Here is a 14,905-nt window from a genome sequence, read left to right as displayed (position 1 = left end):
TGCCTTTGCTGGCGTTGTTTACTGAGGAAAAGCCAATGCAGTTTATTTATCGTGCGGTAGATAATGCAGGCCATATTCAAAAGGGGAAGTCAGAAGCAAATAATCTGGCGGATCTGGAGCAGCGCCTGGAGCGAATAGGGCTTAGTTTGATTGCAGGCAAAGCGGCATCGGCAGGGGGCGTGCTGGGCGGTAAAAAAGTGAGCAGGCGAGAGCTTATTACGTTCACTTTTCATATGGAGCAGCTTACCCGTGCCGGGGTCTCTATTCTGGAAGGCTTATCTGATCTGCGCGATAGCCTGGAAGAGCCGCATTTTCGGGAAGTGATTGCCAATTTGATTGAAGATATTGAAGGGGGACACCAGTTTTCACAGGCGCTGGCCGGGCATCCGCAGGTTTTTGATGCCATTTATGTAAATTTAATTCGGGCAGGTGAGAGCAGCGGTAAATTGCCCGAGGTATTACTCAATTTATCTGATTCATTAAAATGGCAGGACGAGCTGGTTTCACAAACCAAAAAAATAGTGATGTATCCGGCTTTTGTGGGGGTATTAGTTGTGGCGGTAATTACCTTTTTAATGATTTATTTAGTTCCGCAATTAGTGTCTTTTGTGGCCGCCATGCAGCAAACGCTACCTTTGAATACCCGTATTTTAATTGCGGTTTCTAATATATTTATTTATTACTGGTGGGCTTTATTTGGTGTCCCTATTGTTTTATTTATTCTGCTTCGTTTACGTTTGCGCCATGACGCCAAGTTTCGCCACCGCTTTGATGGCTGGAAGCTGACTCTCCCGCCATTTGGCCCTATTTTGCACAAGATTATTCTGGCGCGCTTTGCCAATTTTTTTGCATTAATGTATGCGGCAGGAATTCCTATTCTGGATTGCATCAAGATATCCGAAGGAATTGTGAGTAATAGCATGGTGGCCGAATCATTAAGGCGGATTCAGGCCCAGATCCGCGAGGGGCAGGGGGTAACCGCCAGTTTTAATCAGGAAAAAATGTTCCCGCCTCTGGTGCTGCGTATGCTGAAAGTAGGCGAGAGCACCGGTCAGCTGGATCATGCTCTGATGAATGTATCTTATTTTTATAACCGCGACGTAAAAGAGTCGATTGAGCGGGTGCAGGCTTTGATTGAGCCATCACTCACTGTGGTGCTGGGCCTGATTCTGGCCTGGATTATGTCCTCGGTCTTGGGGCCTATTTTTGACACCATCAGTAAATTGCGATGAGTCACTGCACACTGTTTTTATCCAATACCCGGCTGATCGCTTTTTATCTGGAGAAAGGGCGGCTGATCGAGCGTGCGCGTTTTGCTCTGGATGATGACTGGGCCGCCGCATTTTCTGGTTTTCTGGATGCCTGGAAAGAAGATATTTTCAGCCTTCTGGTTGACGTGGTCGAGGAAGACTTTCAGCTGGAATCAATTCCTCACCTGGGGCGTAATGATCGCAATGCTTTGCTGGCGAGGCGTCTGGATCAGAATTATCGAATTACACCTTACCGGCGTGCTTTTGTGCAGGCCTTTGCCCAATCAGGTGCGCAGGACAAGGTACTGATGTCGGCTTTAACGCTGGCAGCTCCCATTGATGCGGTTGTAGACGCGCTGTTAGCTAAAAAAATGGTCTTGCAGGGTATTTATTCCGCTGCGCTTTTGGCTGGAGAAATGCTGCACAGATCAGGCCTGAGTTTAAGCCATTATTTGCTGGTTTCTTTCACTCCCGGTGGCGGGATGCGGCAGAGCTACCTCGCTGCCGACGGGCTTAAATTTAGCCGTGTCAGCAGTCTGCCTGAGGGGACAAATTTACAGGATGCCGGACGCCTGGCCGAGGTGATTGTGCTTGAGGCGCTGCGGGCCAGACAGTATTTATCGACGCTGCGCCTGCTGGGACGTGAAGATAAATTGCAGCTGGCTGTGCTTGCGCCTGGTGGCGTGGATTACCAGCCAGCCATGAGCCAGTGTCTGGCAAGCAGCAGTGAGGCTGCTCAGTTTGTGCTCAGTGACGTACCGCTTGGTTTGCTGGCAGATAAACTGCACCTGCCTAAAGCAGACTCCTTGCTGCACCTTTTATGCAGCTGGCTGGAGCTGTATCCCCCTGCAAATCACTATGGGCAGGGGCGTCACCTTATTTATGCAATATGGCGAAAACGCGGTATTTTTCTGCGCCGTGCCTCGTATCTCTGTTTATTTCTGGCTTTTGTCTGGGGCGCTCTGGCGGTATTGGAGGCCACTGAAATTCAGGCTTCAATTAATCAGTCGTTTAAAAATAAAGGCCGGATTGATGAGCGTTTGCGGCATTTTAATCTGCTGCTAGAGCAAAGTCAGGCCAGCGATCCTGCGGCAATGAAGGGCACGGTTGAGCTGTATACCAAGGAGTTTCTGACCTGGCCGGATATGGATAGCCAGGCACAGCAAGTGAGTGGCGTATTGCTGGATTTTCCTGAGATCGTGCTTGATGAGCTGTATTGGCAATCCGGCCGCGCCCCGGCTGATCCAGCTGCACAAGTGGCAGATGCATCGGTTCCTGCTGCTTTGCCTTCGGTATTAGAGCTTAAAGGCCGGGTAGAGCCCTTTGATTTGCAATACCGGCAGGCATTGGCGAGTGTGGAGCGCTTAAGTGTACGCTTGTCAGGCTTGCCTGGAGTGAAAGTGCAGCCTGTGACTTTACCCCTGAATACCAGTTCAAAATCGGGAGTGGAAGGAAGGCCATTACTGCAGGACAGTAAGCGGGTTGATTTTGTGTTGCGCCTGAGCTGGGAGCAAAAAGCACCATGAAAATTGATTTTCAATCCTTAAAGCTGATACGCCACGATCTGGTTTTGAGCGGGGCCGTTTTAGGTTTGGCTCTTTTACTGATTGTACTGTCACAGATTTATTTATTGCATGCGAAGGCTGAGCAGCAGGCTTTGCGCAGCAGTGTACAGCACTTAACCTTGCAGGCAGATGAGCAGGAAAATGCCTGGAATAATACCCGGCAATACCGTGCGCTTTATCAGACGCTCAGCCAGCGTGGCGTATTAAATGGAGAGCACCGGCTAGACTGGATTGAATACCTTACCGAGCTGAACCGCCGCTCGCCGGGGCTCAATGTGTTATTTCGTTTTGAACCGCAGCGTGTTTTTGCCGCCACGGCTGAAACTGTACAGTTGTACGGCAGCAAAATGATGCTTAGTTTTGAGCCTGATGATGAAGAGGGGTTTTCCGAGGTGCTGACAGGGTTAAGGCGCTTACCTGGCTGGCCAGTGACGGAGCAGTGTGTGATCGGCCGTAATACAGAGCCAGATACAGGTTTGAAAGTAGTCTGTGATATTGAGTGGTTAAGCATTGGGCCGCTAGTGGCTCCTGAGGCAGGTCAATGAAATATATTCTTCTGTTTTTTTTGATATGCAGCTCATGGGTACATGCCGAGTGGGGGCGTTTATTTTTTAGCCCCGGTGAGCGGGCAGTGGCGCGGGGCGATGCATCATCACCGTATTCTGCGGAGGTTACCGAGGCCGATACAATCAGGCTGGATGGTGAAATTAACCATAATGGTAAAAAAATACGCTGGCTTGATGGCGAGCTAAGTACGTCTCCAGTGCCGGCGGGACTAAAAGTCGGGCAAACGCTTAACCGCCAGAGCGGGGAAAAACGTGATGTTTATCAGGCCAGGCCTTAGGCATTGCTACCAGCGTGGCGCCATTGCCCTGATGTTGTTAATGATTCTCGGGCTTGGCGTTGCCGGGGCCATTCTGGCAGGCTTTAGCTACCACGCGCTGGATCTGTATCGTGAGCAGCAAACACAGAATGTGCTGGCAGAGGCTAAGAAAATACTCTTGTCCGAGGCTTTATCCAAGCGTGGCAATACCGTGCCTGTTACCCGCCCCGGAGAGTTTTTCTGCCCGGATCTTAATATTCCCGGTGAAGCTGCCTATGGGCAAAGTGGTTTAAATGGCGCTGCTTGTCCTGGTGCTGCGGCACGCGTTGGCCGCATTCCCTGGAGAAATTACCAGGCTGCAGAGCTGCATGATAGCTCGGGTGAGCCGCTTTGGATGGCTGTGGTGGATGGTTTTCAGGAGCGAAGAAATGTTCCTTTAAATAGCGATACGGCACCGGCAGGTGCTAATCCCTGGTTTTATGCTGCTGCCAATAATGGTGCCCAGGCATTGTCTGATGCGGCAGACCCGGTAATTGTCGTGATTATGGCCCCTGGGGCAGCTCTTGGCGGGCAAAACCGCAGCACGGCAGCGCAGCAGCGCAATCCTAATAATTATCTGGAATGCAATCAGCTGACTATGGGAGGTGCCTGTCTTGGTGCACCCAATAACTATGCTAATTACAATGCCACGCAGGGGCGGTTTTTAAATGGCCCGCGGCTGGATGCCAATGGGAGCCCTGTACTTAATGACCGCCTGATTACTATTCGGCGCAGCGAGTTGTTACTGCCTTTAGAAAAACGTGCGGCCAAAGACTATCAGCAGCTGCTCAATCTTTGGGCTTTGCAGGTGGTTACGGGGCTTGGATATTTACCTAATCCTGCCAGCTATGCAGATCTTGGTTGTGCAGATACTGCTGTAGTAAATAGCAACGGTTGTACACCTTCACCGGCAGCTTGCCGTGGGCATATCCCGAAATCAATCTCGTTAACGGGAGTGGGTTTACTGCCCGTTTTGCCTGAATATCTGGTTAACCCCGCCAATAGGCCTGCCACGATGGCCAGCCAGGCTGAATGGCAGAATGTGCTGCTTGAATATGATTGGCTTTATCGTAACCGCTGGGAGCAAATGTTTTTTTATGCCGTGGCTAATACGGCAAACTGCCCTGCTCCTATCTCGCTAACGCTAAGAAATATGCAACTACCGGCAGGTAGTGTAAATGCAGTCATGATAGGAGCAGGGGTTGCACAAACAGGGCAAACCCGTTCAGTAGCTGCAGACAAAATCGTGCTGAATAATTATCTGGACCCCGTCACAAGTTATGTTGTAGCACCGGACATTAATCGCCGAGCCTGGGATGCTGTGCCGCCCCAAATTGATCAATATGCCAAGCTTGGGCCTGCAGATGCAGGCAATGACAGTTTTTATTATCGGATTACAAACCAGTGGATCTATGCGGCAAAGGATAGGCCATGAAGGAAAGAGGTTTTACACTTGCCGAAATTGCCATTGTGCTTGTAGTCATCGGTATTATGCTGGTGGGCGGACTAGGGGCATTCAAGGCTCAAACGGATAGCCAGAGAGTGCGCGACGGGCGGGCTCAAATAAGCGAAATTAAAGAGTCTTTGCTAGGTTTTGCTGTGCAACATGGTTATTTACCCTGCCCGGCAGATCCGTTGCTGACAACTTTTGTGGAAGACCGTGCTGCAAATGGCACTTGCAATCGGGCTGAGGGCAGTATTCCAGGCGCGACCTTGGGTTTGGCACGATCAATTGATCCTTTTAATAAACCATTTACCTATCGGGTTACACTGGGGTTTGCCGATAATGGCCCGGCGTCTTTTCCGCCTGCTGTAAGCGATAGCAATCAAACACTGGGAGCTGTAGGAAGCTGCCCTGCGGGGAGTATTGCTCCGGTGGGGGTGAGTTTTATCCTTTGCTCATCAGGGGATATTTTTATTTTTCCCAGCTCGGGTGCACCTACACCTCTGGCTTCCAATGTGCTGGTTGTGGTTGTGATGCACTACCGCCATGGCCCGCCTAATGGCGTGGCTGGCTCTGTCGATGAGCAGGAAAACACTAATAACGATGTTAATTTTGTGAGCAAACTCAGGGCGGAGGATGATGTCGCGACACCTGTTGATGAAGAATACGACGACATCACCGATTGGATTAGCCCGTCTATTCTGGCGGGAAAAATGCTGGCGGCGGGCAAGTTGCCTTAATGCGTGGGTTTGCTTGGGTGTTACAGGGTTTGAAAGCCGTTGATATTTAGCTGATGTAAGCGCTCATAAATAAAAACCCCGAAGCATGCTTCGGGGTTTTTTGTGGCAGCAAGGTATTAAGCAATTTGCCCATGGCAGTGCTTATATTTTTTGCCAGAGCCGCAAGGGCAGATGTCGTTGCGGGCTACGCCGGAAAATTGTACTTTTGCACCGCTTTCCATGGCTTGCAGCAACGCCGCTTTGATCTGCTCTTCATCACCGCTTGCCAGTAAAGCTTCCAGCTCTTGATGATTAAATTGCAATGCAGAGGCAGGCAGCTCCTGTGGGCGAACGGCATCAGCATCTTCTTGCGAGCGAACCTGCACGGTCATTACAATCTGGATGACTTCGCGTTTGATGTTTTCTAAAAGCTGAGAGAACAATTCGAACGCTTCGCGCTTGTATTCCTGCTTAGGGTTTTTTTGTGCGTAGCCGCGCAGATGAATACCCTGACGCAGATGATCTAAGGACGACAGGTGCTCGCGCCAGCTTTGATCAACGTGCTGCAAGAGTACCGAGCGTTCAAACTGACGGAAAGTCTGCTCTCCTGCCAGCTCAACTTTCTGCTTGTAGCTTTCAGCTGCCGCAACCTGTACACGCTCTTTCATTGCTTCGATTGTTAGCGTGGTGTCGTTTTTGACCCAGTCGGCGATGGCCAGATCAATATTAAACTCGCCCAGCGCACGCTCTAAGCCCGCGACATCCCATTGCTCTTCCATTGAATCGGCTGGAATATAGGTGTCAAACAGATCTGAAACCATGCTGTCACGCATTGCTCCGATGGTTTCGCTGACTTCGGCGCTTTCCAGAATTTCATTACGCTGGCCATAGATGGCTTTGCGCTGCTCGTTAGATACATCATCGTATTCTAGCAATTGCTTACGAATATCGAAGTTGCGGCCTTCTACTTTACGCTGGGCAGATTCAATGGCGCGGGAAACCATGCCTGCTTCAATTGGCTCGCCTTCAGGCATTTTCAAACGATCCATCACCATCGCTACGCGATCACCGGCAAAAATACGCAGCAGTGAATCTTCCAGCGATAGATAAAAACGGCTGGAGCCCGGGTCACCCTGACGGCCAGAACGGCCACGCAGCTGGTTATCGATACGGCGTGACTCGTGGCGCTCGGTACCAATAATATGTAAGCCGCCTGCAGCCACAACGGCATCATGGACGATTTTCCAGTCTGCTTTCATTGCTGTGATTTTGGCGGCCTTGTCGGCTTCGCTTAATTCTTTATCGGCTTCAATGGCCTTGATTTCGCGCTCGATATTACCGCCCAGCACGATATCGGTACCGCGACCGGCCATATTGGTGGCAATGGTAATCACGCCGGGCGCACCGGCCTGGGCCACGATATCGGCCTCACGCGCATGCTGTTTGGCATTCAGCACATTGTGCTTAAAGCCGTCTTTTGTCAGCATTTCGGAGAGTAATTCAGATTGCTCAATCGATGTTGTACCTACCAGCACCGGCTGCTTGCGTTCCTGGCAGCCTTTGATATCGGTGATGATGGCGTTGTATTTTTCGCGGTCGGTTTTGTAAACCTGATCCTGCCTGTCGTCTCGCACCATATCGCGGTTGGTTGGCACAATCACGGTTTCCAGACCGTAAATTTGCTGGAATTCGTAAGCTTCAGTATCGGCTGTACCGGTCATGCCGGATAGCTTGGTATACATGCGGAAGTAGTTTTGCAGGGTAATCGTGGCAAGAGTTTGGTTCTCTTGATTGATTTCCACGCCTTCCTTTGCCTCAACGGCCTGATGCAGGCCTTCAGACCAGCGGCGGCCTGACATTAAACGACCGGTAAATTCGTCAACGATGACAATCTCGCCTTCATCCGTTACCACGTAGTGCTGGTCACGCTGGAATAAGGCATGGGCACGCATCGCAGCATACAGATGATGCACTAGGCTGATATTGCCAGCGGAGTACAGGCTGTCACCTTCTTTTAATAGGCCCCTCTTGGTGAGGATGGCTTCTACTTTTTCATGGCCTGCTTCTGACAGCAATACCGAGTGGGCTTTTTCATCCACCCAGAAATCGCCTTCTGATTCTTCTTCAGTTTGGCGGCTTAGCTGGCCCGGAATATCGTTAACCAGCTGGTAAAGCTCGATGCTGTCTTCAGCCGGGCCAGAGATAATCAAGGGTGTTCTGGCTTCGTCGATCAGAATCGAATCGACTTCGTCGACGATGGCGTAGTTTAGCTTGCCCTGTACACGTTCACCCACGCTAAACACCATATTGTCACGCAGATAGTCAAAGCCGAATTCGTTATTGGTGCCGTAGGTAATGTCGCAGGCATAGGCAGCTTGTTTTTCGTCGTGCTGCATCTGGCCCAGATTCACACCACAAGTGAGCCCCAGGAAGTTGTAAAGCTTGCTCATCGTGCCCGCGTCGCGGCTGGCCAGGTAATCATTCACGGTAATGACATGCACGCCATTGCCGGATAAGGCGTTCAGGTAGGCGGGCAGAGTGGCCACCAGCGTTTTACCTTCACCGGTGCGCATTTCGGAGATCTTGCCCTGGTGTAGTGCTAAGCCACCCATCAGCTGTACGTCAAAGTGACGCATGCCTAAGCTGCGCTTGGAGCCTTCGCGGCAGACAGCAAAGGCCTCTGGCAGAATTTGATCAAGTGTTTCACCCTTGGCAACACGGCCGCGGAATTCTTCCGTTTTGGCGTGCAAGTCATCGTCGGAAAGAGCAGCAATGTCCGCTTCAAGGGCGTTGATCTGTTTTACGATGGTGCTGTATTGTTTGAGCAGGCGGTCATTACGGCTTCCGAAAACTTTTTTGAGCAAATTTGCAATCATCTAAAGCTACCAGCAATGGGCTAAGCCCGGTTATTGTGACAACGGCGGATAAGCATCCTGTAAAACGTATCTAGAACCCGACTACCGCCAGCTATGTACTGGCTTTGCGTCAAAAAAATCTCTCAAAATCTTCATTTACCAATTGTAAACTCCGGGTTTTTGAGGTTTTTGCCTTGTCTTCGGGCTTCTCGCTCGTTTTTCAGCATCCAGCTCGTCCGCCGTATATGCTATCGTTTTAGTCAAAATTCAAGATCAGTCATCTGATTTGGTCGCAGCAATATTCATTTCATTTGTGGCGGGGCCAATAAATCGTAAGGGGTTTTGTGCAATCCCTTTATATCTTATTTCAAAGTGCAGGTGCGGGCCTGTTGATCGGCCCGTGGATCCCAGTAAGGCAATAGTCTGCCCCGCATCAACCTGGTCACCTGTTTTTACTACAAGCTTAGATGCGTGAGCATAGCGGCTCGTGATGCCGTTGCCGTGATCCAAGTCAACCATATTACCATATTGGGGATGGAAGGCTGCAAAGCTGACTTTACCGCTGGCTGCCGCCATAATGGGCGTGCCGCTATCGCCTACAAAATCGATTCCCTCATGAAAAACTTGGCTGCCATTAAACGGATCAATCCGCTTGCCAAAGCTTGAGGATTGCAAACCTACATTGAGTGGTGCTTTTGAAGGCAGTTGCCAGGCTTTTGGCCGCAGTAACACGCTTTCAGCTAGCGATAGCTGATCCAGCCGGGCATTCAGATTGTGGCTGGCGGCATCAATTTCGTTTGCTAAAGTTTCGGTGCTTAGTGCTGTGCCACCGTGCTGCAGCCCGCCGCGGGGTACGGGCTGGCTGGATAAAAACGGCTTAATATCGATACCGGTTTTATTGCCAACCTGGCTGGCAAGCCCATCAAGGCGTAGTAATTTTGCCTGGAGCTCACCCACGCGGATGGCGAGCGCATCGATTTCGGTCTGGCGGGCGTTATTAGCGTTTGGTATCAGGTGCCATAGTGCGGGGGCCTGTTTAAGGCTGCTGGCAATGGCAAAGCCGATTGAGGCGACGACTAGTGCTGCTATCAAGCCCAGGCAAACTACTTGCCGGGTATCGAGAGAGACTGTTTTGCCTAAACGATTCGACATCACAATGATATTCATTTATTTATCCTTACAGGCCATCAGCCATGAAAAAGACCATCTTGCAGCAAGTCGGGCACAACAGGCAGCTCGCCAGTTTGATGGATCAGGTTGACGATCTGGCAAGGGTGCTGGCACAGGTGCGTGCTGTACTGCCGCCCGCGATGGCAGCGCATTGCCTTGGGGTGGCCTGGTCTGGTGACACTTTATTAATTGGCGTAAGTGGCAGTGCTGCAGCATCCAGGATACGCCTGAACGCGCCTCAGATTCTTGCGGCACTGCAAGCCGGCGGATGGAAAGCTACCGTAGTTCAGCCCAAGGTGCAAGTCGGCTTGCAAAGTACAAATGCCATGCGAAGCAAAGACTTACATCTGAAAGCAGGAGCCTGCGCTGCTTTTTCGCAGCTGGCTGATACTTTGGAAGAGGGGCCGTTAAGGCTGGCCATTGAATCCCTCCTGGAGCGCCATGTATCCAAAGGCAGTTGAGTTTGCGGTTTTAGTCTATAAACCTTGTAAGGCCTTGTAATGACATGTGTTTACTGACGTTCAGGCCATCTTCGTTTAGTGGCAGAATCGATAAAGGGGCTGGGCAATGAAAGTTGATCATTCTGGAAGTCGGGGAAAACAAAGTGGCTTTACTTTGGTTGAACTTGCCATTGTGCTGGTGATTATCGGTTTGATTTTAGGTATGGCATTTAAAGGTAAAGACCTGATTGATGGGGCGAAGGTAAAAAGTGCCCAGACCAGTGCCAATAAAATTCAATCTGGCATGAATATTTATTTTGAACGGTACGGTGCATATCCGGGGGATGGTTGCCCTGCAGGGACGACAACTCCGGCAGGCTGTATTGCAGCCAGAAATGGTTTGTTAACGGCAGCTGAGGGTTTAACAACATTACCTTTACTAACCGGTACAAATATTTTGTCTGCAAGTGATATACGTTCACCTTTCGGAGTGAACTGGGCTGTTGCTGTTGGGGGGGCTGGAAATACAACAGCAAATAGAAATTACCTTACATTAACAACAACAGTAACCGCTGCCGCTGATGTACGCCTGGTTTGTGCGATGGATCAGCAATTTGATGATGGCGTGCCAACAACTGGTAATATTCGCAGTACTGGTTTATATGCTCCGGCACCACCTGCAATATTTGACTGTTGGGCGATGAATGCACAGGCATCACTAAGTATTCAAATATTGCCGTAATTTATTAAAATAGGCACAGGGGTGGTTCACAATCCGCCCCGGCCTCTATTCTGTCCAGTCCCCTCGCAGCACTTCCCTTAGCAAAGAAACTGTTACTGGTCTTTTTTCGGTCAAAGATAAACCGTTAGCCGCATCCAGGTGCTGATACAGCGTCGGCAAATCACGCGATGCGTGGCGCAGCAGGTAATCGGCCAAATCATCCCCTAGCTCAAAACCCAGTGTATAGGCCCGGCGTTTTAGTGCAGCAGCTTTGTCTGTGTCCGATAGTGGTTTTAGCTGATACACAAGTCCCCAGCCCAAGCGAGTGCTCAAATCCGGTCTGAGCAGTAGCAGCATTGGCGGTTTGGGGCCAGCAGCCAGCAGCAGGCCTCCGCCCTCTTTTAGTGTATTGAAGTGATCGAAAAGACGTACCTGTTCGTCACGGCTAAGCGCATCAACGTTGTCCACAATCAGTGCGGCTTTTTTGGGTAAAGAAGCGGGCAGGGCGTCGTGGGCCGCATCGGTAAAAAATATTTGAGCGTCGGCGGGCAGCATGGCGCGCGCGGCGGCGAGTAAGTGGCTCTTGCCACTGCCGTGCTCTCCCCAGAAATAGAGAAAGCGCACGTCTCCCTCACCAAGGCTCCAACAACCAAGCTGATACAGTAGCTCGGCGTTTTCGCCACGGATAAAGTCCTCAAAAGAGGGTAGGGCTGGCAGTTGCAGATCCAGCACGAGTTGCTTCATGCGGGAGGGGCTCCAAGAGGTCGATGACAAGCGTGCGGGTGTTTTTTCACAAGATGCGATAAAATGCCTGGCTTTGCAGCAGGTGTACCCCGAATCGGAGGTCTACGCCTGCACTAATATAACGAATGTTCGCCATTCTAGCGCAGAAGCCCCTAGTGGCGCTGCCAGTTTCACGAGGCCATGCATGACCAATCAAAGCTTGAGCTACCGCGATGCAGGTGTCGATATCGATGCCGGTGATCAGTTGGTTGAAAATATTAAGCCCTATGCCAAGCGTACCATGCGCCCAGAGGTGCTGAGTGGTATTGGTGGTTTCGGCGGTTTAGTCGAAATCAGTAAAAAATACCAAGAGCCTGTTTTAGTCTCCGGCACCGATGGTGTGGGCACTAAACTTAAGCTCGCTTTTGAGCTGAATCGCCACGATGCCGTGGGGATTGATCTGGTTGCGATGAGTGTGAATGATATCTTGGTGCAAGGTGCTGAGCCGTTGTTCTTTCTCGATTATTTTGCCTGTGGCAAGCTGGATGTGCCTAATGCAACTGAAGTCATTCGCGGGATTGCTCATGGCTGCGAGCAGGCGGGGTGTGCACTTATTGGTGGTGAAACTGCAGAAATGCCTGGCATGTACCCGGTGGGTGAATACGATCTGGCGGGCTTTGCGGTGGGCGTGGTTGAAAAAAGTAAAATCATTACCGGCGACAATATTGTGCCGGGTGATGTGGTGCTGGGTCTGGCTTCTAACGGGGCTCACTCTAATGGCTACAGTCTGATTCGTAAAATCATGCATCGCGCAGAAGCTGATTATGCTGCAGAATTTGACGGTGGTAAGAGCCTGGCTGATGTGGTGATGGCTGCAACACGGATTTACGTGAAGCCGTTGTTGAAACTAATGCAAGCTTTGCCGGTCAAGGGTATGGCACATATTACCGGTGGCGGTATCAGCGAAAACGTGCCACGTGTATTGCCAAATAATGTGGTTGCCGCCATCGATGCAAAATCCTGGACTATGCCCAAGTTATTTCAGTGGCTGCAAAAAGAAGGTAATGTGGACGCGCAAGAAATGTACCGCACCTTTAACTGTGGCGTGGGGATGGTCGTGATTATGGCTGCAGATCAGGCTGCTGCTGCGATTGCCCTGCTTGAAGCGGAAGGTGAAACGGTTTACACCCTGGGTGTTATCCGTGCCCGTGCGGGTGATGAGCACCAGACACAAGTGATGTAAGAAGGTTGTAGGGCGGGCGCAGGCTTATTGTGCCCACGCGTTTATGTGTCACCAGAGTGGGCACTATGCGTGTTTACCCCAGCTAGATACAGGGCGAGGGACTCCTACCTCGCCCTTTCTCTTTTGAGACTTATGAAAAATATCGTTATCTTGATTTCTGGTCGTGGCAGCAATATGCAGGCCATTGTGGATGCGCAAATCGCGGGTGCAAATATCTGTGCCGTGATTGCTAATCGCTCCGACGCCGCAGGCCTGGCCTGGGCCGCAGAGCGTGGTATTGCGACTGCTGTGCTTGATCATAAGCACTATGCTGGCCGAGAGGACTTTGATGCCGCGCTGATCTCGCTAATTGATGGTTATACGCCAGATTTAATCGTGTTGGCGGGCTTTATGCGGATTCTGACTGCAGAATTTGTGGATCGCTATGCAGGGCGCCTGCTCAATATTCATCCATCCCTGTTGCCTGCTTACACAGGCTTGCACACGCATGAACGTGCTCTGGCTGATGGCGTGAAGATTACTGGGTGTACCGTGCATTTTGTGACGGCTGAGCTGGATCACGGCCCAATTATTGTGCAGGCGGCCCTGGCTGTACTGGATGATGATACGGTTGCCAGTCTATCTGCCAGAATGCTGGAGCAAGAGCATTTGATTTATCCGCAGGCCGTGCGCTGGTTTGTAGAAGATCGGCTGACGCTGGTGAATGGCAGGGTGCATATAGATTGCCCTGCAGCTGCTGCCGTATTGATTGCACCAGCGGTGCTTTAATGCTGCGCTGGCCGGGGATGCTGCTGGGGATTGCTGCACTGCTGTCCCTGCTGCTGCATCTTGCATCAATATTTAACGAGCAAATTTATGCCTGGCTTACACAGCAACCTTATACCGAAAGCGAACTAAAAAAAGTTACGCAAAAATTGAGTGATATCGCGCAGGCAGAAGATGCCCGCCCTGCCGGTTTAAAAGGAATTAAGCCGGCAGAGCATCAGGTGGTGTATCTGCATCGTGGGCCAGTATCGGGCAAAGTTGAAAAGCCTGTTGTTTTGGCAGCCAAAAAATCCCCGGTGAAGGTGATTGCGAGTAGTGCGCCTGTTAAGCAGATAGCAAGCAGCGTGGTTAAGGTTGTTGCTAGTTCGGTAGAGAAAGTGCTTGCATCGGCAGCCAGTAGCGTTGAACCTGTAGCGTTAATTGTTTCATCGGTGATCGAGGAGGAAGTATTGCCTCCGCCTCAAGAAAGTCCTTTGGTAGCGGAGCAAACCTACCCTGCTCAGGTTGAAATTACCTATGCCTATGGTATTTTTCCGATTCGTATGAGCTGGAATGCTGAGAATGGCCGTTATTTGTTAAAACTACGTGGTGCACTGTTTAGTAAATCACGCATGTTTGTGAGTGATGGCAAAGTTGGGCCTAACGGTGTTATCCCGCAACGATTTGCAGATTATCGGGATGGAAAGCTGATTAATGAGGCCATTTTTAATTGGGATGACAAGCAAGTCATTCTTAAAGATGGTGGTAGCAGCAAGGCTGAGGCTTTAAAAGCTGGTGATCAGGATGTATTTTCTGCCGCTTTTCAGCTGGCCTTACAGGGCTCACGGATGAAAGATTTTACTTTTACCGTAGCCAGTGGCCGTAAGATTTATAAAGACGTGCCGTTTGAAATTAGCGGCCAGGCCAGCCTGCGATTAGGTGACAAACAAGTAGAAGCCATATTACTGCGTGGCCGTTTTGAAGACCGCACTTTTGATTTCTGGCTGGCGCCACAGTGGCACAATATGCCAGTACGAATGACCTTATCACTGGGTAGCGAAGGCAGCTTCGATATCTGGGCCAATGATATAAAAATTAATGGGGAAATGGTGCTGGAGCCTTCAAGCAATAACCATAACTCCAACTCCAACCGCACGATGCAAAGATAA

At 50.6% G+C, this 14,905-nt stretch carries 14 protein-coding genes; 11 read left to right on the top strand and 3 right to left on the bottom strand.

The features are described 5' to 3' along the window. Positions 1–35 precede the first annotated feature (35 nt). The 6 genes from EJO50_RS12470 to EJO50_RS12445 are packed head-to-tail and all read left to right on the top strand — an operon-like array spanning position 36 to position 5,861. Positions 36–1,232 carry a type II secretion system F family protein gene (locus tag EJO50_RS12470; RefSeq protein WP_125974634.1) on the top strand — a complete coding sequence of 399 codons (1,197 nt, stop codon included), beginning with the start codon at positions 36–38 and terminating at the stop codon, positions 1,230–1,232. After that, positions 1,229–2,776 (top strand): hypothetical protein, encoded by a 1,548-nt coding sequence (locus EJO50_RS12465; protein WP_125974632.1) that lies wholly within the window; start codon positions 1,229–1,231, stop codon positions 2,774–2,776. Before EJO50_RS12470 ends, EJO50_RS12465 begins: the two co-directional genes overlap by 4 nt. Next, positions 2,773–3,360: a hypothetical protein gene (locus EJO50_RS12460; RefSeq protein WP_125974630.1), complete on the top strand. Its 588-nt coding sequence runs from the start codon at positions 2,773–2,775 to the stop codon at positions 3,358–3,360. Before EJO50_RS12465 ends, EJO50_RS12460 begins: the two co-directional genes overlap by 4 nt. After that, positions 3,357–3,659, top strand: coding sequence for a hypothetical protein (locus tag EJO50_RS12455; protein WP_125974628.1), 303 nt, complete (start codon positions 3,357–3,359; stop codon positions 3,657–3,659). The genes EJO50_RS12460 and EJO50_RS12455 overlap by 4 nt, the downstream gene beginning before the upstream one ends. Further along, positions 3,637–5,112: a hypothetical protein gene (locus EJO50_RS12450; RefSeq protein WP_125974626.1), complete on the top strand. Its 1,476-nt coding sequence runs from the start codon at positions 3,637–3,639 to the stop codon at positions 5,110–5,112. The genes EJO50_RS12455 and EJO50_RS12450 overlap by 23 nt, the downstream gene beginning before the upstream one ends. Beyond that, a complete protein-coding gene (locus EJO50_RS12445; protein ID WP_125974624.1) occupies positions 5,109–5,861 on the top strand; it encodes a type II secretion system protein in 753 nt (250 codons plus the stop codon). The genes EJO50_RS12450 and EJO50_RS12445 overlap by 4 nt, the downstream gene beginning before the upstream one ends. A 116-nt stretch (positions 5,862–5,977) precedes the next feature. Here the strand turns inward: EJO50_RS12445 and secA are convergent, their stop codons facing one another. After that, positions 5,978–8,716 (bottom strand): preprotein translocase subunit SecA, encoded by a 2,739-nt coding sequence (secA, locus tag EJO50_RS12440; RefSeq protein ID WP_125974622.1) that lies wholly within the window; start codon positions 8,714–8,716, stop codon positions 5,978–5,980. Between the two features lie 252 nt (positions 8,717–8,968). Further along, entirely contained in the window at positions 8,969–9,862 is an 894-nt protein-coding gene (locus EJO50_RS12435) for a M23 family metallopeptidase (RefSeq protein ID WP_125974620.1), read from the bottom strand. A gap of 26 nt (positions 9,863–9,888) precedes the next feature. Here EJO50_RS12435 and EJO50_RS12430 point away from each other — a divergent pair, with 26 nt between their 5' ends. Both EJO50_RS12430 and EJO50_RS12425 read left to right on the top strand, forming a co-directional pair. Beyond that, the gene (locus EJO50_RS12430; protein ID WP_125974618.1) at positions 9,889–10,326 is read left to right on the top strand and encodes a DciA family protein; all 438 of its coding nucleotides are present in this window, start codon (positions 9,889–9,891) and stop codon (positions 10,324–10,326) included. Between the two features lie 106 nt (positions 10,327–10,432). Beyond that, a complete protein-coding gene (locus EJO50_RS12425) occupies positions 10,433–11,047 on the top strand; it encodes a prepilin-type N-terminal cleavage/methylation domain-containing protein (protein WP_125974616.1) in 615 nt (204 codons plus the stop codon). Between the two features lie 45 nt (positions 11,048–11,092). Here the strand turns inward: EJO50_RS12425 and hda are convergent, their stop codons facing one another. Continuing rightward, a complete protein-coding gene (gene hda / locus EJO50_RS12420; RefSeq protein WP_125974614.1) occupies positions 11,093–11,770 on the bottom strand; it encodes a DnaA regulatory inactivator Hda in 678 nt (225 codons plus the stop codon). A gap of 184 nt (positions 11,771–11,954) precedes the next feature. Here hda and purM point away from each other — a divergent pair, with 184 nt between their 5' ends. The 3 genes from purM (at position 11,955) to EJO50_RS12405 (ending at position 14,905) form a co-directional block, all read left to right on the top strand. Continuing rightward, positions 11,955–12,992, top strand: coding sequence for a phosphoribosylformylglycinamidine cyclo-ligase (gene purM, locus EJO50_RS12415; protein WP_125974612.1), 1,038 nt, complete (start codon positions 11,955–11,957; stop codon positions 12,990–12,992). 132 nt (positions 12,993–13,124) lie between these two features. Next, complete coding sequence (gene purN / locus EJO50_RS12410) at positions 13,125–13,760, top strand: phosphoribosylglycinamide formyltransferase (RefSeq protein WP_125974610.1); 636 nt, start codon at positions 13,125–13,127, stop codon at positions 13,758–13,760. Then, complete coding sequence (locus EJO50_RS12405; protein ID WP_125974608.1) at positions 13,760–14,905, top strand: DUF3108 domain-containing protein; 1,146 nt, start codon at positions 13,760–13,762, stop codon at positions 14,903–14,905. The genes purN and EJO50_RS12405 overlap by 1 nt, the downstream gene beginning before the upstream one ends.

It is taken from the genome of Iodobacter ciconiae, assembly GCF_003952345.1.
Taxonomy (GTDB): domain Bacteria; phylum Pseudomonadota; class Gammaproteobacteria; order Burkholderiales; family Chitinibacteraceae; genus Iodobacter; species Iodobacter ciconiae.
This window is presented reverse-complemented; position numbering and strand designations above follow the sequence as displayed.